The organism is Nocardioides turkmenicus, from assembly GCF_011045035.1.
In the GTDB taxonomy this organism is placed as follows: domain Bacteria; phylum Actinomycetota; class Actinomycetes; order Propionibacteriales; family Nocardioidaceae; genus Nocardioides; species Nocardioides turkmenicus.
The window spans coordinates 100,160-118,857 of the sequence record NZ_JAALAA010000012.1 but is presented as its reverse complement, the minus strand read 5'-3'; the positions used below and the strand labels follow the sequence as shown (position 1 = coordinate 118,857).

Here is an 18,698-nt window from a genome sequence, read left to right as displayed (position 1 = left end):
GTGCTGCCTTCTTTCGGGTGGGTTCCTCTTTACTTCTTCTTACGGGGGTTCAAGCCATGCTTCCGATGCGCTCGCCGTAGCGGGCCTTCAGTGCATCGTTGTGCTCATCGCCACCCGGGATATTGGCGGAGAGATAGAGGGGCGGGGTCTCGCCGGCTTCCTGGATCCTGGCGGCGGTGCCGAGGGTCAGGAGCTGGGCGATGTAGGCCGCCGTGATCGAGGAGACGGCGCCGGCGAGCACGCCGTCGTCGCCGACCGGCACCGTGGCGTCGCCGAAGGGGGCCAGGTTGTCGATCACCACGTCGGCGACCTCGGCCAGGCGCTTGCCGCTGGGGTGCTTGGGGGTGACCGCGTTGGTGTGCTCGAGGCTGGTCACGGCGATCACCTTGTGACCCTTCTCCTTCGCCCGCAGCGCGATGCCGACGATCGAGCCGTTGACGCCGGAGTTGGACGCGATCAGGAAGACGTCCTCGGGGTGGAACTCGTGGAGGCTCCAGAGCTCGTCGGCGATGTCGGCGTCACGCTCGAGGAGACCGCCGCCGAGGTCGCTAGCCGGCCGGTCGCCCATGAGGACCGTGTCGCGCAGCGCGATGGCGTGGGTGGGGATCAGACCACCGGCGCGGCCGGCGATCTCCATCGCGAACGCCTGCGAGTGGCCGGTGCCGAAGGCCTGCAGCACACCGCCGTTGCGGATGCTCGCGACCATCACCTCGACCGCCTCGTCGAGACCACCGGACTGGGCAATCGACTGCAGCGCGGACAGGCGTGTGCGAACCTGCTCGTCGAAGGCTCCGAACACGTCTCTGGTCAATTAGTCCACCCACCTAGCAAACTCGCGCCGCGACTGTATGCCGAGGCCTGCGCTCGAAAACTATTTGGAGAGAGTACGCCTGGCAATGGTTTTCTGTTACGAAACGGTGTCAATGAATGACTACTACTTGGGACTCGACGCCGGAGGCACCAGCACTCGCGCCGTCGTGGTCTCCTCCGAGGGGCACTGCCGAGGCATCGGGAAGGCCGGCAGCGGCAACCCCACCTCCGCCGGTGTCGACGCTGCCACCGCAGCGATCAGGGACGCGGTCACCCAGGCCGTGACCACGGCGAGATCCGGTCCGGTCGCCGGCGCTGCCCTGGCGGTGGCGGGTGCCGGCTCCGCCGGTCACCGGGCGGCGATCGTGGCCGCCCTCTCCGGGCTGGTCGCGAGCGAGCCGGTCTTCGATCTCGATGTGCTGGCTGCGTACTTCTCGGGGACGGCGGCCCCGGACGGCTATGTGCTGCTCTCCGGCACAGGAGCGTCGGCGGTGCGGGTCGAGGACGGCCGGCTGGCCGGCATCTCGGACGGGCTGGGCTGGCTGCTCGGCGACGTCGGCTCGGGCTTCTGGCTGGGCCGCGAGGCCGTACGCGCCGGGCTGGCGCCCCTCGACGGTCGCGGGGCGACGACGTTGCTGACCGGCCTGCTGCTGGACCGGCTCGGAATCGCCGTGGACGACAGTCGGCAGAGCGGCCGCACCACGACCCTGGTCACGGCGACCGCCGCTCTCTATGCGATGCCGCCGCTGCGGCTGGCCGACTTCGCGGCGCTCGTGTTCACCGCGGCGGGCTCCGGTGACGCGGTGGCCGCGGGCATCCTCGACCGAGCGGCAGCCGGGCTGGCGGAGACGCTGGCGGCGGTGCGTACACCCGATGTCGAGGGGCCGCTGGTCGCCGCCGGGAGCGTCCTGGCCCGGCAGCCGGACTTCGCCGCCCGGGTCGCTCCGGGGGCCGTCGTCGCCACCGACGGGCTGGCCGGAGCGGCCGTGCTGGCGCTGCGTCATGCGGGCGTGCTCGTCGACGACGCGGTGTACCGCCGGGTAACCTCCTCGCTCGCTCAGCTGGCCGGAGTGTGACAATCGTTACTACGGATGGCTGGAGCCAGGGCCTGATGGCCTCCCCTAGCATGTCCTTGCATTCACGATGGAGGAGTTCTCGTTGAGCAAGCCACTGACAAAGGTCCTGATCGCCAACCGCGGTGAGATCGCCGTTCGAGTGATCCGCGCGTGCAAGGACGCCGGAATCGGCTCCGTAGCGATCTACGCGGACCCCGACCGTGACGCGCTCTTCGTGCGCCTGGCCGATGAGTCCTACTCGCTCGGCGGAGCCACGCCCGCGGAGTCCTACCTGTCCATCGAGAAGATCCTCGATGTCGCCAAGCAGTCCGGTGCGGACTCGGTCCACCCGGGCTACGGCTTCCTGGCCGAGAACGCCGACTTCGCCAAGGCCGTGATCGACGCCGGCCTGACCTGGATCGGCCCCTCCCCGGAGGCGATCGACGCGCTCGGCGACAAGGCGAAGGCCAAGCAGATCGCGCTCAAGGCCGGCGCCCCGCTGGCTCCGGGCCTCAAGGACCCGGTCAAGGACGCCTCCGAGATCGTCGCCTTCGCCCAGGAGCACGGCCTGCCGGTCGCCATCAAGGCGGTCTTCGGTGGCGGCGGTCGCGGTCTGAAGGTCGCGCGCACCCTCGAGGAGATCCCCGAGCTCTACGAGTCGGCCGTCCGTGAGGCCGTCGGCGCCTTCGGCCGTGGCGAGTGCCTGGTCGAGAAGTTCCTCGACCGTCCCCGACACGTCGAGACCCAGTGTCTGGCCGACCAGCACGGCAACGTGGTCGTCGTCTCCACCCGCGACTGCTCGCTGCAGCGTCGCCACCAGAAGCTGGTCGAGGAGGCCCCCGCACCGTTCCTGACCGACGAGCAGAACAAGCGCCTCTACGAGTCCTCCAAGGCGATCCTGCGTGAGGCCGGCTACGTCGGCGCGGGCACCTGTGAGTTCCTCGTCGCCGCCGACGGCACCATCTCCTTCCTCGAGGTCAACACCCGCCTCCAGGTCGAGCACTGCGTCTCCGAGGAGGTCACCGGCATCGACCTCGTCCGCGAGATGTTCCGCATCGCCGCAGGTGAGGAGCTGGGCTACGACGACCCCGAGATCCGCGGCCACTCCATCGAATACCGGATCAACGCCGAGGACGGCGGCAACAACTTCATGCCCGCCCCCGGCACCCTGACCGAGTGGGCGCCGCCCGCCGGCCCCGGCGTACGCCTCGACGGCGGCTACGAGAAGGGCGAGACCATCCCGGGCGCGTTCGACTCGCTGATCGCCAAGCTGATCGTCTCCGGCCGCGACCGCACCCAGGCCCTGGAGCGCTCGCGCCGCGCGCTCGACGAGTTCAAGGTCGACGGCATGCCGACCGTCATCCCGTTCCACCAGGCCGTCGTCAACGACCCCGCCTACACCGCCGAGAACGGCTCCTTCGACGTCTACACGACCTGGATCGAGACCGACTTCGACAACCAGATCAAGCCGTACGCCGGCGCTGCCGGTGAGGCTGAGGAAGCCGGCGAGCGCCAGACCGTCGTCGTCGAGGTCGGCGGCAAGCGCCTCTCGGTCTCCCTGCCCGCCGGGCTCGGTGGCCTCGCGGTCGGCGGTGGCGCCGGTGCCGCGAAGAAGCCGAAGCGCTCCGCGAAGAAGGCCGGCGCAGCCGCCTCCGGCGACTCCGTCGCCTCCCCGATGCAGGGCACCATCGTCAAGATCGCCGTCGAGGAGGGCCAAGAGGTCGCTGAGGGCGACGTCGTCGTGGTCATCGAGGCCATGAAGATGGAGCAGCCACTCAAGGCCCACAAGGCCGGCGTCATCACCGGCCTCAACGCCACCGTGGGCGAGACCGTCGCCAACGGGGCGGTCATCGCCGAGATCAAGTAGCTGGCAGAACCGGCGGCCGTTCACCGAGGTAACTCGGTGAACGGCCGCTTCCTTTGTGGAGCTCCATGAATGAAGCGCGCGCCTACCGAGTTACCTCGGTGAACCATCCGCCGCGCTCAATCCGAGCTCGTCCGCCATCACGGCCAGGTGGAGCTCGAAGAGGCCGGCCGGGTCGCCGAAGCGGTCGGGGCCGAACTGGCCGAAGACCTCGAAGCTGACGCGGCCGAAGAGACTGGTCCAGACGAGTACGCCGCGGGTGAGGACGGCATCGGGGAGGTCGAGGCCGAGCTGGTCGCGGATGCCCTGGAGCCCCACCCCGAGCTCGGGCGAGATCTCCTCCGACTGTTCCGGCACGGCCAGCCGGCCGGCGGCGAGGGCTCCGGCACACACCCGCAGCATCGCGGTCGGGACGCGGGTGCCGGGGACGCTGGTGCGCTCGTCCGGGGCGGCGTAGCCGGGGACGGGCGACCCGAAGAGCAGCGCGTACGTCGCCGGCTCGGCGAGCGCCCAGGTCCTGACCGCGCGACCGAGCGCCAGGAACTGGGCGCGGTGGTCGTCCTCGGGGGCTGAGACGACGGCTGCGTCGACGGCGTCGCCGAGCTCGTCGTACCCGGAGACGAGAAGCAGGGTCAGCAGCTCGTCGCGGCTCTTCACGTAGCGGTAGACCGCCGAGGAGACCACGCCGAGGTCGCGGGCGACCGCACGCAGCGAGAGCGCGGCGGCGCCGTGGACCGCCAGGTGCTCGCGGCCGATCCGGACGATCTCGTCCATGGTCTGGGCCCGCGCCCGCTCGCGTGGGGTGCCGTCTCGTGAGGTGGCTGTCATGGCGCCATCGTGTCCCGATCCTGAGAGCGCTGTCAACAAAAGTGAGCACTGCTCTTGCTTTTGCTGCACACCTCCGCCAGACTCTTTCCGAGAGCACTGCTCTCGGAACCCACCAAGGAGACAGCCATGAACAGCACCTACCTCGTCATCGGCGCCGGCCCCGTCGGCACGACCATCGCTCAGCAGCTCGCCGCCCGCGGCGACCGCGTACGCCTCCTCACCCGCTCCGGGAGCGGCCCGGTGCACGCGAGCATCGAGCGCCTGCGCGGCGATGCCACCGACCCCGAGACCGTCACCCAGGCGGCGACCGGAACCCGCGCCGTCTTCCACTGCATGCACGGCAGCGCCTACGCCGCCGCCACCTGGCGCGCCGAGCTCCCGCGGGCCGAGAAGGTCGTGCTCGAGGCCGCCGGGCGGGCCGGTGCCGTCGTCGTCTTCCCGGAGAGCCTCTACGCCTACGGCCACGTCACCGGGCCGATCACCGAGCGGACGCCGCGCACCGCCGACTTCGGCAAGCCGGCGGTGCGGGTCGAGCTGCTCCGCGCCCGCGACGCCTCCCCGACTCCGACGGTCAGCGTCGCGGCCTCGGACTTCTACGGCCCGGCGGTGCGTACCGCCCACGCGGGCGAGCGGATGGTCCCGACGGTCCTGGCCGGGCGCACCATGCGCGTCCTCGGCGACCCGGACGCGCCGCACTCGTGGACGTACGTCCCGGACCTGGGGGCCGCGATGATCAAGGCGGCCGACGAGGAGAGCCTGTGGAACTCCTTCCTGCACGCACCCACCGCGCCGGCCGTCTCCCAGCGCGAGCTCGTCCAGCTCTACGCCGACGCGGCTGGGGTCGCGGCTCCGAAGGTCGGCCGCATCCCCACGTGGGCGATGAAGGCGATCGGCACGGTGCACGCCGGCACCCGCGAGCTGGCCGAGATGATCTACCAGTTCGACAAGCCGTTCGTGCTGGACTCCTCGGCCAGCGAGTCCCTGCTCGGCCTGTCCCCGACCCCGCTCGAGACCGGGGCCAAGGCGACGGTGGACTGGTGGCGTACGCAGGCCTGAGCAGGCCGGAGCGGACCGGAGCTGGGGCTAGCGGGCGCTCCAGCCGCCGTCCATCGCCCACGAGGCGCCGGAGACCATCGAGGCGTCCGGGCCGGTGAGCCAGCCGACCAGGGAACCGACCTCGTCCGGCTCGACCAGTCGCTTGACCGCCACGTCCTGCAGCAGCACCTTCTCGACGACCTCGGTGGCCGCGATCCCGTGCACGCGAGCCTGGTCGGCGATCTGCTTCTCCACCAGCGGCGTACGCACGTAGCCGGGGTTGACGCAGACACTCGTCACGCCGTGCGGGCCGCCCTCGAGGGCGGTGACCTTCGAGAGGCCCTCCAGGCCGTGCTTGGCCGAGACGTACGCGCTCTTGAAGGGGGAGGCGACCAGGCCGTGCACGGAGGAGATGTTGATGATGCGGCCCCAGCCGTTGGCGTACATGTGCGGCAGGGCGGCCCTGACCAGCAAGAACGGCGCGACGAGCATGATCGAGTGGATCCGGCGGAAGTCGTCGGGATCGAACTCCTCGATCGGGCTCACCCGCTGGATGCCGGCGTTGTTGACCAGGACGTCGACCTCCAGCGAGAGGTCGTCCAAGACCTCGGTGGCCGTCAGGTCGACCACCCACGCCTCGCCGCCGATCTCGTCGGCGAGGGCGTGGGCGGCGTCACCGGCGAGGTCGGCGACGACGACCCGCGCGCCCCGGGAGGCGAGCTCGCGGGCCACCGCCGCGCCGATCCCCGACGCGCCACCGGTGACCAGGGCCCGCCGACCCTGCAGCGTACGTCCGGAGACATCGGCGGAGCCCGAGGCGGCCGAGATCACGCCGGGCTCACCTCGCGCTCGGCCATCCGGTCGGCGTCGGCGCGGTCCAGGGCGCGGAGCGAGGTGCCCTTGGTCTCCTTGAGGGTGAGCACGACGAGCGCGGTGACAGCCCCAGCCACGGCGAGGTAGATCGCGGTGTTGGTCCAGGTGCCGGTGTCCTTGAGCCAGGCGATGGCCAGCAGCGGCGCGAGCGAACCGGCGAAGATCGAGGTCACCTGGTAGGAGATCGAGACGCCGGAGTAGCGCATCCGGGTCGGGAACATCTCAGCCATGATCGCGGGCTGGGTGGAGTACATCAGCGCGTGGATGGCCAGGCCGACGACCAGCGCGGCGACGATCGCGACGTTGCTCTTCGTGTCGAGCATCGGGAAGGCCCAGAAGCCCCAGGTGGCGCCGAGCACCGCACCGGCGAGGTAGACCGGCTTGCGGCCCACTCCGTCGGCGAGCCGGCCGACGGCGAGGATGAAGAAGAAGTGGCAGGCGTGCGCGATCGCGACCAGGCTGAGCAGCGCGCCCTGCTCCATCTTCTGGTCCTCGACCAGGTAGACGATCGAGAACGAGACCACCAGGTAGTACATGATGTTCTCCGCGAACCGCAGGCCCATGCCCTTGAGCACGCCCAACGGGTAGCGGCGCAGCACCTCGAAGACGCCGTAGCCGGCCGAGGCGGCGTCGGTCTGCTCCGCCTTCGCCTCCTCGAAGATCGGCGAGTCGGTGACGGAGCGGCGGATGAAGTAGCCGACGAGGACGACGACGGCCGAGAGCCAGAAGGCGACGCGCCAGCCCCAGGACAGGAACGCGGCGTCGGACAGTGTGATGGTCATCAGGGTGAGCACCAGCGTGGCCAGCAGGTTGCCCACCGGCACCGCGGCCTGCGGCCAGGCGGCCCAGGTCGCCCGGCGCTCGTCAGGGGCGTGCTCAGCGACCAAGAGGACGGCGCCGCCCCACTCACCACCCAGGGCGAGTCCCTGCACGAACCGCAGCAGCACCAGTGCGATCGGCGCGGCGATGCCGATCTGGCCGTACGTCGGCAGGCAGCCCATCAGCACGGTGGCGACACCGATCAGCATGATGGTCAGCTGCAGGGTGTACTTGCGGCCGAGACGGTCGCCGATGTGGCCGAAGACGACACCGCCCAGCGGGCGGGCGACGAACCCGATGGCGTAGGTGACGAAGGCCGCGATGATCGCATCGTAGGCGTTGCCGGTCGCCGGCATGATCACTTTGGCGAAGACCAGCGCCGAGGCGGTGGCGTAGAGGAAGAAGTCGTACCACTCCACGACCGTGCCGGCCATGGAGGCGGCCACGGTCCTGCGGAGCAAGGTCTGCTCGTCGGCGGGAGGGTCGGTGGGGGCGGTGGCGCCCGGCTGTGTCGAGGACATGGCTGGGAGTGTGACAGCGATCATATTGTGCTTGCAACGCGCATGTTGGCACACGGCGTGAACGAAAATGCACATTCCGGCTAAGGTTGTCCGATGGCCACCTCGTCTCCGACACCACCGTCCGCCGACCAGCTGCTGGTGCTGCTGGAGGTGGCCCGCAGCGGCCGGTTCACCACCGCGGCACGCTCGCTGGGCCTGACCCACACGACGGTGAGCCGCAACATCTCCGCCCTCGAGCGCGCGCTCGGAGGCCGGGTCCTGGTGCGCGGCTCCGACGGGTGGGCGCTGACCGCCCTGGGCGAACGTGCGGCGCGGGCGGCCGAGGGCGTCGCCGAGTCGCTGGCCCGGCTGGCCGCCGACGAGCCGGCCGACCCGGTCGCCGGTGTGGTCAGGATGTCGACGACCGACGGGTTCGCGGCGTACATCGCCTCACCGGCGGTCGCGGCGCTGCGGCAGGACCATCCCGAGCTCGCGGTCGAGATCGTCACCGTCACCCGGCAGGCGGCCCAGCAGCGCTCCGGCGTCGACATCGAGGTGGTGGTCGGCGAGCCTGCTGTCATGCGTGGTCGCGCGCTCCACCTGGGCGAGTACGAGCTCGGCCTCTACGCCTCCCCCGCCTACCTGGAGCGCCACGGCACCCCTGCCACGATCGAGGAGGCCGTACGCCACCGCCTGGTCTACTTCGTCGACTCGATGCTCCAGGTCGACGACCTCGACATCCCCCGACGCCTCCTGCCGGGCATGAAGGATGCCCTGACCTCGACGAACGTGTTCGTTCACGTCGAAGCGACCCGCGCCGGCGCGGGGCTCGGACTGCTTCCGTGCTTCATGGCCGAGCGGCACCCCGACCTCGTCCGAGTCCTCGACGACGACATCCACGACCGGCTGCCCTACTGGGCCGTCGTGCATCCCGAGTCGTGGCGGCGACCGGCCGTGGCCGCCGTCGTCGAGGGGCTGCGACAGCAGATGGCCGAGCAGCGCCCCGCGCTGCTCGGCCGATGACCCGGCTTCGCGGATTCGTTGGTGTCGGTCACGCCTCGGGTGCCTGGATCCTGGACCCATGCTCCGCCATTCCCCCGCCCATCAGCGACAATGCACAGGTGCCACACTCGACTCGGGCCGCTGCGGTGCGTCTGGTGGCGTTCTTCGTGGCCGGGATGCGGCTGGCGACGCTCGCGCAGATGGCGCCGTCGCTGCTGGCGGCGATGCCGGCGCTGCCCCGGGTCGATCACCCGTGGCTGACCGGAGCGAGCTGGATCCTCGCGACCGTCATGCTCGTCGCAGTCGCAGCGCTCACGGTCGTGACGCGGCGGCCGCCAGCGGTGCCGTACGCCGTGCTCGACGTCGCGGTGGCCGTTGCGCTGCTGGTCGTGGGGCTGTGGACGGTGCCGGTCGAGCTGCGTACGGGCACGTGGGTCGGGTTCCAGCTCGGCTATGCGCTGTGCGTCTCCTGCGGACTCTCGGCCGTACGCAGCCGCTGGCTGTGGATGTTCCTGCTGGCCTCGCTGGCGATCGCCGAGGTGGTCTACATCGCACCGACCGTGTCCGACCTGACCGATCTCACCCTGGCGGTGAGCACGTGCCTGACCTTGCTGGTCCTCGGGCCGCTGGCCTGGTTCGGCTGCCAGACGATCGTGCGGATCGGAACCGAGGCCGATGAGGCGCGACGCTATGCCGCCGCGGCCGCCAAGGCCGAGGAGGAGCGCCGCGCCCGGCTCGCGATCCACAACGGGACGGCGATGATGCGGCTGCTCGTCGAGACCGACGCCGCCGACGGCAACGGCGCGCTGCGCTCGCAGGCGGAGGTCGAGCTCAACCGGATGCGCGCTTACCTCAGCGGCCAGACCCCGCCACCGGTGGGCGACGCGACCAATCTGGCGGCCGTGGTCACCGCCGTCGGCGCGGAGTTCGACGACCTGCCGATCACGGTCGTCGCCGACCTCGCCCAGGACGTCTCGCTCACGCGGGATCTGGCCGACGACCTGGCCGCGGCGCTGCGCAGCCTGCTGCTCAACGTACGTCAGCATGCACAGGCGGGCCGGGTGGTCCTGCACGCCGCGGAGGACGAGGACGGAGCCGGCTGGGAGGTCACCCTGCACGACGACGGGATCGGCTTCGACACGGCCGCGACCGAGCTCGGGGTCGGACTGCGCGAGGTGGTCGTCGAGCAGCTCGCGCGGTCGAGCGTCGAGGTCAGGATCAGCAGCATCCGCGACCTGGGCACGACGGTCACGCTCACTCAGGCCTCCGGCGTGGAGGTCTCGTGACCACGACCCCCGAGCCTCGCTTCAGCCACGTCGACGACGCGACCGCGATGCGCGCGTCGCTGAGCCTGCTCCTGCCCGCTCTGACCTTCGTCTCCAGCCACGGATCCGTCGAGGACCTGCTGGCGTCGAGCCCCGAGGCCGACGTGGTGATCCTCGACCTCCACCTCGCCAACACCGGCCAGCCCGACGCGTCCCAGGGCACCGCAGCCATCCGCCGCATCGTCGAGGCCGGCTACCGGGTCTGCATCTACTCCCAGGAGGAGCGCCGGTTCGTGCTCGCGGCCTGTCTGGCCGCCGGGGCGACCGGTGTGGTCTCGAAGGCGGCCTCGCTGGCCGAGGCAGAGGCCGCGTTCCGAGCCGTGGCCGCCGATGAGCCGGTGATCCCCCCGGGCATCACCGGACTCATCGAGGTACTTGTACGCCGCCGCAGCATCACCGTGCTCTCCCCGCGGCAACGTGAGGTTCTCGCCCACCGCGCCCGCGGTCTGACGTACGCCGAGATGAGCCGGACGATGTACCTGTCCGAGTCGACCCTGCGCGGCTACTGGATGGAGCTGGCGCAGCTGGTCTCCGAATACCTGCGGGAGACCTCTCCGGGCGACATCGAGCATGCCCTCGGACTGCGTCCGGGAGACCTGCTCGATCTCTGGCCGGGGTGAGTCCTAGCTGCTGATCCCGCTCCACTTCCAGGTGCCGTCGGTGCCGACCCGGACCGGGGCGGAGAAGGTCGTGCTGTGCCCGAGACCGCTGCTCTGCCGCAGGCGGACGGCGTTGCCGGTCGTCGGGTTGATCAGCACGATGTCCTTCGCCGCGACCATCCCGGCGTCATCCCAGCAGTTGTGCACCGACAGGTAGCGCCAGGACGCGGCGTTGATGGAGCGTACGACGTACTTCTTCGCCTCGGCCGGACGGTCGGGGCGCACGATGATCTGCTCGAGCTTGTTCGTGCTGGAATTGATCGAGTAGAGGATGTTGTAGAGCACGCCGCTGCTGTTGCGCGTCCACACCCCGGCCACGGTCTTCGAGCTGCCGAACCTCACGGGCAGAGTCGCCGCTGCGCCCAGCCGGTAGTCGTAGGTGCTGCTGTTGTAGACGATCTTCATCTGGCTCACAGCGCCGGAGTCGGAGACGGTGTAGACGGCACTGGTCGGGCCGTTGACTACCTTCCGCGGGGTCCAGCCGGTCACCGCGGCACCACTGGTGCGGTAGAGCTGTTTCACGGTGACCTTGGTGAGAACCGACGTGGTCGTATCGCCGTGGAGGGTGACATCGCGGCCCCGGCCGTCGGTGCTCGGCACGATGAAGCTCGACATCCAGGTGTTGCCGCCGCCCGCCCCGCCGTAGGAGATCCAGGAGCGCGGATTCCACGAGACCGTCGACGGGCTGCGATAACCCTTGGTCACGGTGCTGTTCCGGACGTTCCGGTAGCGGAGGTAGCCGCCCGCCTTGCCGATGACGGTGCCGGAGCAGTTGACCGCGCCGGCCGCGGCCGCGGGCGAGGCACCCGCACCCACCATGGTGAGCGAGCCTGCCAACAGGGCGGCGGTAGCGGTGATGAACGCCGTTCGGCGCCGATGAGTCATGTTCTTCACCTGCCTGAGGCTAGGGATCCCGCGGCTTCCGGGGGACCAACGAAATCGCGAATCAGCTGCTGATCCCGGTCCACTTCCACGTCCCGTCGGTGCCGACGCGTACGGGGCTGGTGAAGGTGGTGGAGTGGTCGATGGCGCTGCTCTGCCGGATGCTCCGGGCGATGCCGGTCGTCGGGTTGATCACGATGATGTTCTTGGCCTGCACCGGGCCGTCGTCGTCGAAGCACCAGCCGACCGACATGTACTCCCAGCCCGTGCCGATGCCACGCACGGTGTACTTCTTCGCCTCGCCCGGGCGGTCGGGACGTACGACGATCTGCTCGAGCTTCCCGGCGGTCGGGTTGATCGCGTAGAGGATGTTGTACGTCACGCCGTTCCGCTCCGCAGAGGTGCCCGCCATCGTCGTGGTGCTGGGCATGGTGATCGGCAGCTCGATGCTCGGGCCGAGGGTCGTACCGACACCGCTCTTGCGCACGATGTCGAACTGCTTCAGCGTGCCGTTCGGCGAGATCGTGTAGAGGTGGTCGGTGCTTCCGCCCGCGACCTCGCGAGGATTCCAGTCGGTGACGAGCGTGCCGTTGGCGCGCTCCATCGCCGTGGAGCTGAAATAGGTCATCACGGACTGCGTCGAGTCGTGTCCGACGGTCACCACCCTGGACCTGCCGTCCGACGTCGGCACGACGTTGACCACCTCGTGATAGGTGCTGCCGCCCAGCTCGGCGGTCGGGATCCAGGCACGTGGCGCCCAGGTGAACGTCGACGGGCTACGGCTGCCGCTCGTGACCACGTCGTCCTCGATGACGCGCGTACGGATGTAGCCGTCGGCCTTGCCCGTGACTCTCGCGTTGCACCTGACCTCGCCCGCCGCGGCAGCGGGCGAGGCACCCGGGCCGAGCACGGAGAGGGAGCCGGCGAGCAGGGCCGAGGCAGCGGCGGCGAGGGACGTACGGAAGGTCAGAGGTTTCACGCCGCGGACACTAGTGAGGGCCGGTAACGGTCTGAACCCGTAGTTCTCCCGTACTCAAGGTGTCCAGCAACTGGGCGGTAACCGTCCCATAACCTGGACGACCCGATTCTGATGGGTACCGTGGCCGCCATGTTCAAGAAGGTGTTGGTTGCCAACCGCGGCGAGATCGCGATCCGAGCTTTCCGTGCAGGCTTCGAGCTCGGGGCCAAGACGGTCGCCGTGTTCCCCTACGAAGACCGGGGCTCAGAGCACCGGCTGAAGGCCGACGAGGCCTACCAGATCGGCGAGCTCGGACATCCCATCCGGGCCTACCTCGATCCCCATGCGATCGTCGAGGTCGCCAAGCAGAGCGGCGCCGACGCCATCTACCCCGGCTACGGGTTCCTCTCCGAGAACCCGGCGCTGGCCGAGGCCTGCGCCCGCGCGGGCATCACGTTCATCGGGCCGTCGGCGGAGGTCCTCACGCTCACCGGCAACAAGGCCACCGCCATCGCTGCGGCGAAGGCTGCCGGTGTACCCACCCTGCAGTCGGTCGAGCCGTCCACCGACGTGGACGCGCTCGTCTCCGCCGCCTCCGCCCTTCCCTACCCGCTGTTCGTGAAGGCGGTCGCCGGTGGTGGCGGTCGCGGGATGCGTCGCGTCGACGACCCCGAGAAGCTCCGCGAGGCCGTCGAGACCTGTATGCGCGAGGGTGAGGCCGCCTTCGGTGACCCGACCGTCTTCATCGAGCAGGCCGTGGTCGAGCCGCGTCACATCGAGGTGCAGATCCTCGCCGACGGCGAGGGCAACGTCATCCACCTCTTCGAGCGCGACTGCTCGGTGCAGCGCCGCCACCAGAAGGTCGTCGAGATCGCGCCCGCGCCGAACCTCGATCCCGAGCTGCGCGAGCGCATCTGCGCCGACGCCGTGCGGTTCGCCAAGGAGATCGGCTACTCCTGCGCCGGCACCGTCGAGTTCCTGCTCGACCCGAACGGCAACTACGTCTTCATCGAGATGAACCCGCGCATCCAGGTCGAGCACACCGTGACCGAGGAGGTCACCGACGTCGACCTGGTCCGCTCGCAGATGCGGATCGCCTCCGGCGAGACGCTGGCCGACCTCGGCCTGTCGCAGGACACCGTGCAGCTGCGCGGCGCGGCGATGCAGTGCCGGATCACCACCGAGGACCCGGCCAACAACTTCCGCCCCGACACCGGGATGATCACCACCTACCGCTCCCCCGGCGGCGCCGGGATCCGGGTCGACGGCGGCACCACGTACGCCGGGGCCGAGGTCTCGCCCCACTTCGACTCGATGCTCGCCAAGCTCACCTGCCGTGGGCGCACCTTCGAGGACGCCGTCACCCGCGCTCGCCGGGCGGTCGCGGAGTTCCGGATCCGCGGCGTGGCGACCAACATCCCGTTCCTGCAGGCGCTGCTCGACGACCCCGACTTCATCGCGGGCTCGATCACCACCTCGTTCATCGAGACCCACCCGCAGCTGCTGACCGCGCGGGCCTCCGGTGACCGCGGCACCAAGCTGCTCACCTATCTCGCCGACGTGACCGTCAACCAGCCGCACGGCGCCGCGCCGGTCTCGCTGCACCCCGTCGAGAAGCTTCCTACGGTGGACCTGTCCGTGGCACCGCCGGCGGGCTCGCGCGACCTGCTGCGCGAGCTCGGGCCGGAGGGCTTTGCCGCGGCGCTGCGTGCCCAGGAGGCGGTGGCGGTCACCGACACCACCTTCCGCGACGCCCACCAGTCGCTGCTCGCGACCCGGGTACGCACCGCCGACCTGCTCGGTGTCGCCGGCCACGTCGCCCGGCTGACGCCGCAGCTGTGGTCGATGGAGGCCTGGGGCGGGGCGACGTACGACGTGGCGCTGCGCTTCCTCTCCGAGGACCCGTGGGAGCGGCTGGCGCAGCTGCGCGAGGCGATCCCGAACATCAACCTGCAGATGCTGCTGCGCGGTCGCAACACGGTCGGCTACACGCCCTACCCGACCGAGGTCACCGACGCGTTCGTCTCCGAGGCGGCCGAGACCGGCATCGATGTCTTCCGGATCTTCGATGCGCTGAACGATGTCTCGCAGATGCGGCCGGCGATCGACGCGGTGCGTTCGACCGGGACCGCCGTCGCCGAGGTGGCGCTCTGCTACACCGGCGACCTCTCCTCGCCCGACGAGAAGCTCTACACGCTCGACTACTACCTGCGGCTGGCCGAGGAGATCGTCTCCGCCGGGGCGCACGTGCTGGCGATCAAGGACATGGCCGGGCTGCTCCGGGCTCCTGCCGCGCGCACCCTGGTCACCGCGCTCCGGGAACGGTTCGACCTGCCGGTCCATCTGCACACCCACGACACCGCCGGCGGCCAGCTGGCCACGCTGACGGCCGCGATCGAGGCCGGGGTCGACGCCGTCGACGCGGCTTGTGCGTCGATGGCCGGCACCACCTCCCAGCCTCCGCTCTCCTCGCTGGTGGCCGCGACCGACCACACCCCGCGCGCCACCGGTCTCTCGCTGGCAGCGGTCAACTCGCTCGAGCCCTACTGGGAGGCCGTACGCCGCGTCTACGCGCCCTTCGAGTCCGGGCTGCCCGCGCCGACCGGCCGGGTCTACCGCCACGAGATCCCGGGCGGGCAGCTCTCCAACCTGCGCCAGCAGGCGATCGCGCTCGGCCTCGGCGAGAAGTTCGAGCAGATCGAGGACATGTACGCCGCGGCCAACCAGATCCTCGGCCGCGTCCCCAAGGTCACCCCGTCCTCGAAGGTCATCGGCGACCTGGCGCTCTCGCTCGTCGCGGCGGGTGCCGACCCGGCCGCGTTCGAGGCCGACCCTGCTGCGTACGACATCCCGGCTTCGGTCATCGGCTTCCTCAACGGGGAGCTCGGCGACCCGCCGGGCGGCTGGCCCGAGCCGTTCCGCAGCAAGGCCATCGCCGGCCGCACCTGGAAGGAGCCGTCGCCGAGCCTGTCCGCCGAGGACGCCGCCGGGCTGGTCTCCGACCGTCGCGGCACGCTCAACCGGCTGCTGTTCCCCGGTCCGACGAAGGACTTCATCGAGGCGCGCTCGAAGTGGGGCGACGTCTCGGTGATCTCGACGCTCGACTACCTCTACGGCCTGCGCGAGGGTGAGGAGCACGTCGTCGAGCTCGACGAGGGCAAGACCGTGATCTTCGGTCTCACCGCGATCTCCGAGCCCGACGAGCGCGGCATCCGCACCGTCATGGCGACCATCAACGGCCACCTGCGTCCGATCGGGGTGCGTGACCGCTCCGTCGCCGCGGAGGTCGCCGCGGCCGAGAAGGCCGACCCGGCCGTTCCCGGCCAGGTCGCCGCGCCGTTCCAGGGCGTCGTCACCGTCACCGTCGCGGCGGGCGAGTCGGTCAAGGCCGGCGACACCGTCGCGACCATCGAGGCGATGAAGATGGAGGCCGCCATCACCGCGCCCATCGACGGCACGGTCTCGCGTCTCGCGTTCTCCGGCACGCAGGCCGTCGACGGCGGCGACCTGGTGCTCGTGCTCGGCTGAGCCGAGACGTCAGCCGCGTCGGCCGAGACGGCACTTCGGTGCCATCTCGGCCGACGCACGCGCCTTCTCGGCAGGGTCAGACCGCGGCGTACGCCTCGACCCAGTCCTCCGCATGCAGATCCCGCGGCAGCACGGGCCGTTGGGAGCGCCGGCGCCGCCGGGCGATCCGGTCGGCGAGCTGACCGGGTACGCCGTTGCGGCGCAGGATCTCGGCGATCCCACGGCCCCGGCTGCTGAAGACCCGCGCCACCCACGACTGGAAGTCGCGGCGCGCCGACTCGGGGAGCAACGGCTCCCGTCGTCGGTCGACGAGCAGCAGCCCGCCGTCGACGTTCGGCCGCGGGCGGAACGCGGTCGACGGGACCCGCCGGTCGAGGGTGAAGGTGAACCACGGCCACCACTGCGCGGTGAGCTGGGTGGTGCCGCCGACGCCTGCACGCTTGCGAGCGACCTCCCACTGGGTGAGGAGCACGGCATGGCGCCACGTCGTCGAGGCCAGCAGGTGGCGCAGGATCGGTGTGGTCAGGTGGAACGGGACGTTGGACACGATGACCGCGTCCTGCGGTGGCGCGTGTCGCAGGATGTCGCCTTCGGCGATACACACGTGCGTACCGATCCGCCGGCGCAGCTCGGCCGCGCGGCGGGAGTCGATCTCGACCCCCTGCAGCGGTCGGCCCAGCTCGGCCAGCGCCAGAGTGACCGCACCGTTGCCGGTGCCCCACTCGACCAGCGGACCCTGCCGCTGCGAGGCGAGATGGACGATGCGGTCGAGGACCGCCTTGTCGGTGAGAAAGTTCTGGCCGAGCTCGTGCCGGCCAGGGCGTACGTCGGGCATGGATGCTCCTCGAGACAGAAGGAGCCGGGCGGCATGCGGGTAGCACTCGAGAGCCGCCCGGCAGGGTGCCAGGTGGCGGCGCGAATGCGACGAGTGCTTCGGTGGGATCCGCGCCGTCAGCGGCGGCGGATCCGGACGAACATCGTCATGCAGCAGTTACCCATGGCGGTCACGCTAGCGAAGCCGCGGCCCCGCTCGCACACCGTTTATCGGCGGCCGAATCTGCAGTTGTGGGCGACGAAACTGTCGTTTCGTCGCCCACAACTGCGATCTCGGCCGCCAGAAGTGCCGTCTCGGCCTGCGGGGGCGACTACTCGACGTGGTGGAGGCGGCGGGCGGCCTCGGCTGTGGAGCCGGAGATCGACGGGTAGACGGTGAAGGTGTTGGCGATCTGGTCGACGGTCAGGCCGGTGGAGACCGCGAGGGTGATCGGGTGGATGAGCTCGGAGGCGCGCGGGCCGACGACGACGCCGCCGATGACGACACCGGTGCCGGGGCGAGAGATGAGCTTCACGAAGCCGTCGGTGATGCCCTGCATCTTCGCCCGCGGGTTGCCCTTGAGGTCGAGGCGCAGGGTGTCGGCGACGACCTCGCCGGAGTCGACCTGGGCCTGGGAGTAGCCCACCGTGGCGATCTCGGGCGCGGTGAAGACGTTGGCCGCGACCTCCTTGAGGTCCATCGGGATGACCGCGTCGCCGAGGAAGTGACGCATCGCGATCCGGCCCGCCATGGCGGCCGTCGAGGCGAGCATGAAGCCGCCGGTGCAGTCGCCGGCCGCGTACACGCCGTACGCGGAGGTGCGCGACACCTTGTCGGTGCGGATGAACCCGCCCTCGTCGAGCTCGATGCCGGCCTCCTCGAGGCCGAGGCCCTCGGTGTTGGGGATCGAGCCGAGCGCGAGGATGCAGTGGCTGCCGGTGACCTCGCGGCCGTCGGTCAGCCGCACCGTGACCTCGTCGCCGTCGCGCGACACCGACTCCATCCGCGACTTGCTGAGGATGTTCATGCCCTGACGCTCGAGTACGTCCTGGAGGACCGTCGCCGCGTCCGCGTCCTCACCGGGGAGCACCCGGTCGCGCGAGGAGACCAGGGTGACCTGGGAGCCGAGGTTGAGGTAGGCGCTGGCGAACTCAGCACCCGTGACGCCCGAGCCGACCACGATCATGTGGGAGGGCAGCTCGTCGAGGTCGTAGACCTGCTCCCAGGTCAGGATCCGCTCGCCGTCCGGCTGCGCGGTCGGCAGCACCCGCGGCCGGGCGCCGGTGGCGATCAGGACGGCGTCGCTCTCGATCGCCTCTTCGGCGTCGTCCTCGGTCCAGGTGGCGATCACCTGACGCTTGTCGGCATCGATGCGCCCGGTGCCCTTGACGATCCGGATCCCACGGCGGGCCAGCCGGCTCTCGATGTCGCTCGACTGGGCGAGCGCGAGCGACTTGACCCGCTTGTTGACGACCCCGAGGTCGGCGTAGAGCTCGGTGGCCGGGTCGCCCTGGTGGTCGCGGAAGTGGATGCCGAGGTCGCGGGCGAGCGTCATGTCGGACATCAGCTCGGCGGTGGCGATCAGGGTCTTGCTCGGCACGCAGTCGGTCAGCACTGCGCTGCCGCCGAGACCGTCACGGTCGACGACCGTCACCTCCGCCCCGAGCTGCTGCGCGACCAGCGCCGCCTCGTATCCGCCTGGACCCCCACCAATGATCGTCACCCGCGCCATGGGCCGCATTCTTC

Annotated in this window: 15 protein-coding genes; 7 read left to right on the top strand and 8 right to left on the bottom strand. The window is 70.4% G+C overall.

The annotated features are described in order from the left end of the window. Positions 1-49 precede the first annotated feature (49 nt). The gene (locus G5C66_RS15450) at positions 50-811 is read right to left on the bottom strand and encodes a sugar isomerase domain-containing protein (RefSeq protein WP_206444153.1); all 762 of its coding nucleotides are present in this window, start codon (positions 809-811) and stop codon (positions 50-52) included. A gap of 112 nt (positions 812-923) precedes the next feature. Between G5C66_RS15450 and G5C66_RS15445 the strand changes: the two genes are divergently transcribed. Beyond that, positions 924-1,886: an N-acetylglucosamine kinase gene (locus G5C66_RS15445; protein ID WP_165111852.1), complete on the top strand. Its 963-nt coding sequence runs from the start codon at positions 924-926 to the stop codon at positions 1,884-1,886. A gap of 67 nt (positions 1,887-1,953) precedes the next feature. Then, entirely contained in the window at positions 1,954-3,732 is a 1,779-nt protein-coding gene (locus tag G5C66_RS15440; protein ID WP_165111851.1) for an acetyl/propionyl/methylcrotonyl-CoA carboxylase subunit alpha, read from the top strand. Between the two features lie 90 nt (positions 3,733-3,822). Here the strand turns inward: G5C66_RS15440 and G5C66_RS15435 are convergent, their stop codons facing one another. After that, on the bottom strand, positions 3,823-4,557 hold the full coding sequence (locus tag G5C66_RS15435; protein ID WP_165111850.1) for a TetR/AcrR family transcriptional regulator: 735 nt from the start codon (positions 4,555-4,557) through the stop codon (positions 3,823-3,825). A 126-nt stretch (positions 4,558-4,683) separates the two neighbouring features. Here G5C66_RS15435 and G5C66_RS15430 point away from each other — a divergent pair, with 126 nt between their 5' ends. After that, positions 4,684-5,613, top strand: coding sequence for an NAD-dependent epimerase/dehydratase family protein (locus tag G5C66_RS15430; protein WP_165111849.1), 930 nt, complete (start codon positions 4,684-4,686; stop codon positions 5,611-5,613). 27 nt (positions 5,614-5,640) lie between these two features. On the opposite strand, the gene G5C66_RS15425 is transcribed toward G5C66_RS15430, so the two are convergent. Together G5C66_RS15425 and G5C66_RS15420 are read right to left on the bottom strand one after the other, a co-directional pair. Further along, positions 5,641-6,423: a 3-hydroxybutyrate dehydrogenase gene (locus tag G5C66_RS15425; protein ID WP_338144189.1), complete on the bottom strand. Its 783-nt coding sequence runs from the start codon at positions 6,421-6,423 to the stop codon at positions 5,641-5,643. Next, entirely contained in the window at positions 6,420-7,805 is a 1,386-nt protein-coding gene (locus G5C66_RS15420; RefSeq protein WP_165111848.1) for an MFS transporter, read from the bottom strand. Before G5C66_RS15420 ends, G5C66_RS15425 begins: the two co-directional genes overlap by 4 nt. 93 nt (positions 7,806-7,898) lie before the next feature. On the opposite strand from G5C66_RS15420, the gene G5C66_RS15415 reads away from it, so the two are divergent. The 3 genes from G5C66_RS15415 to G5C66_RS15405 all read left to right on the top strand — a co-directional run bounded on the left by G5C66_RS15415 (position 7,899) and on the right by G5C66_RS15405 (position 10,731). Further along, complete coding sequence (locus G5C66_RS15415) at positions 7,899-8,807, top strand: LysR family transcriptional regulator (RefSeq protein WP_165111847.1); 909 nt, start codon at positions 7,899-7,901, stop codon at positions 8,805-8,807. A gap of 98 nt (positions 8,808-8,905) precedes the next feature. After that, positions 8,906-10,072, top strand: coding sequence for an ATP-binding protein (locus G5C66_RS15410; protein WP_165111846.1), 1,167 nt, complete (start codon positions 8,906-8,908; stop codon positions 10,070-10,072). After that, entirely contained in the window at positions 10,069-10,731 is a 663-nt protein-coding gene (locus G5C66_RS15405) for a response regulator transcription factor (protein ID WP_165111845.1), read from the top strand. The genes G5C66_RS15410 and G5C66_RS15405 overlap by 4 nt, the downstream gene beginning before the upstream one ends. A 3-nt stretch (positions 10,732-10,734) precedes the next feature. Here the strand turns inward: G5C66_RS15405 and G5C66_RS15400 are convergent, their stop codons facing one another. Both G5C66_RS15400 and G5C66_RS15395 read right to left on the bottom strand, forming a co-directional pair. Next, entirely contained in the window at positions 10,735-11,664 is a 930-nt protein-coding gene (locus G5C66_RS15400) for a hypothetical protein (RefSeq protein ID WP_165111844.1), read from the bottom strand. Between the two features lie 52 nt (positions 11,665-11,716). Then, on the bottom strand, positions 11,717-12,631 hold the full coding sequence (locus G5C66_RS15395) for a hypothetical protein (RefSeq protein WP_165111843.1): 915 nt from the start codon (positions 12,629-12,631) through the stop codon (positions 11,717-11,719). A 129-nt stretch (positions 12,632-12,760) separates the two neighbouring features. Here G5C66_RS15395 and G5C66_RS15390 point away from each other — a divergent pair, with 129 nt between their 5' ends. After that, a complete protein-coding gene (locus G5C66_RS15390) occupies positions 12,761-16,138 on the top strand; it encodes a pyruvate carboxylase (RefSeq protein WP_165111842.1) in 3,378 nt (1,125 codons plus the stop codon). A gap of 76 nt (positions 16,139-16,214) precedes the next feature. Here the strand turns inward: G5C66_RS15390 and erm are convergent, their stop codons facing one another. Continuing rightward, positions 16,215-16,973 carry a 23S ribosomal RNA methyltransferase Erm gene (gene erm / locus G5C66_RS15385; RefSeq protein WP_165111841.1) on the bottom strand — a complete coding sequence of 253 codons (759 nt, stop codon included), beginning with the start codon at positions 16,971-16,973 and terminating at the stop codon, positions 16,215-16,217. Positions 16,974-17,283: 310 nt separating this feature from the next. Next, entirely contained in the window at positions 17,284-18,684 is a 1,401-nt protein-coding gene (locus G5C66_RS15380) for an NAD(P)H-quinone dehydrogenase (RefSeq protein ID WP_206444152.1), read from the bottom strand. Positions 18,685-18,698 lie beyond the last annotated feature (14 nt).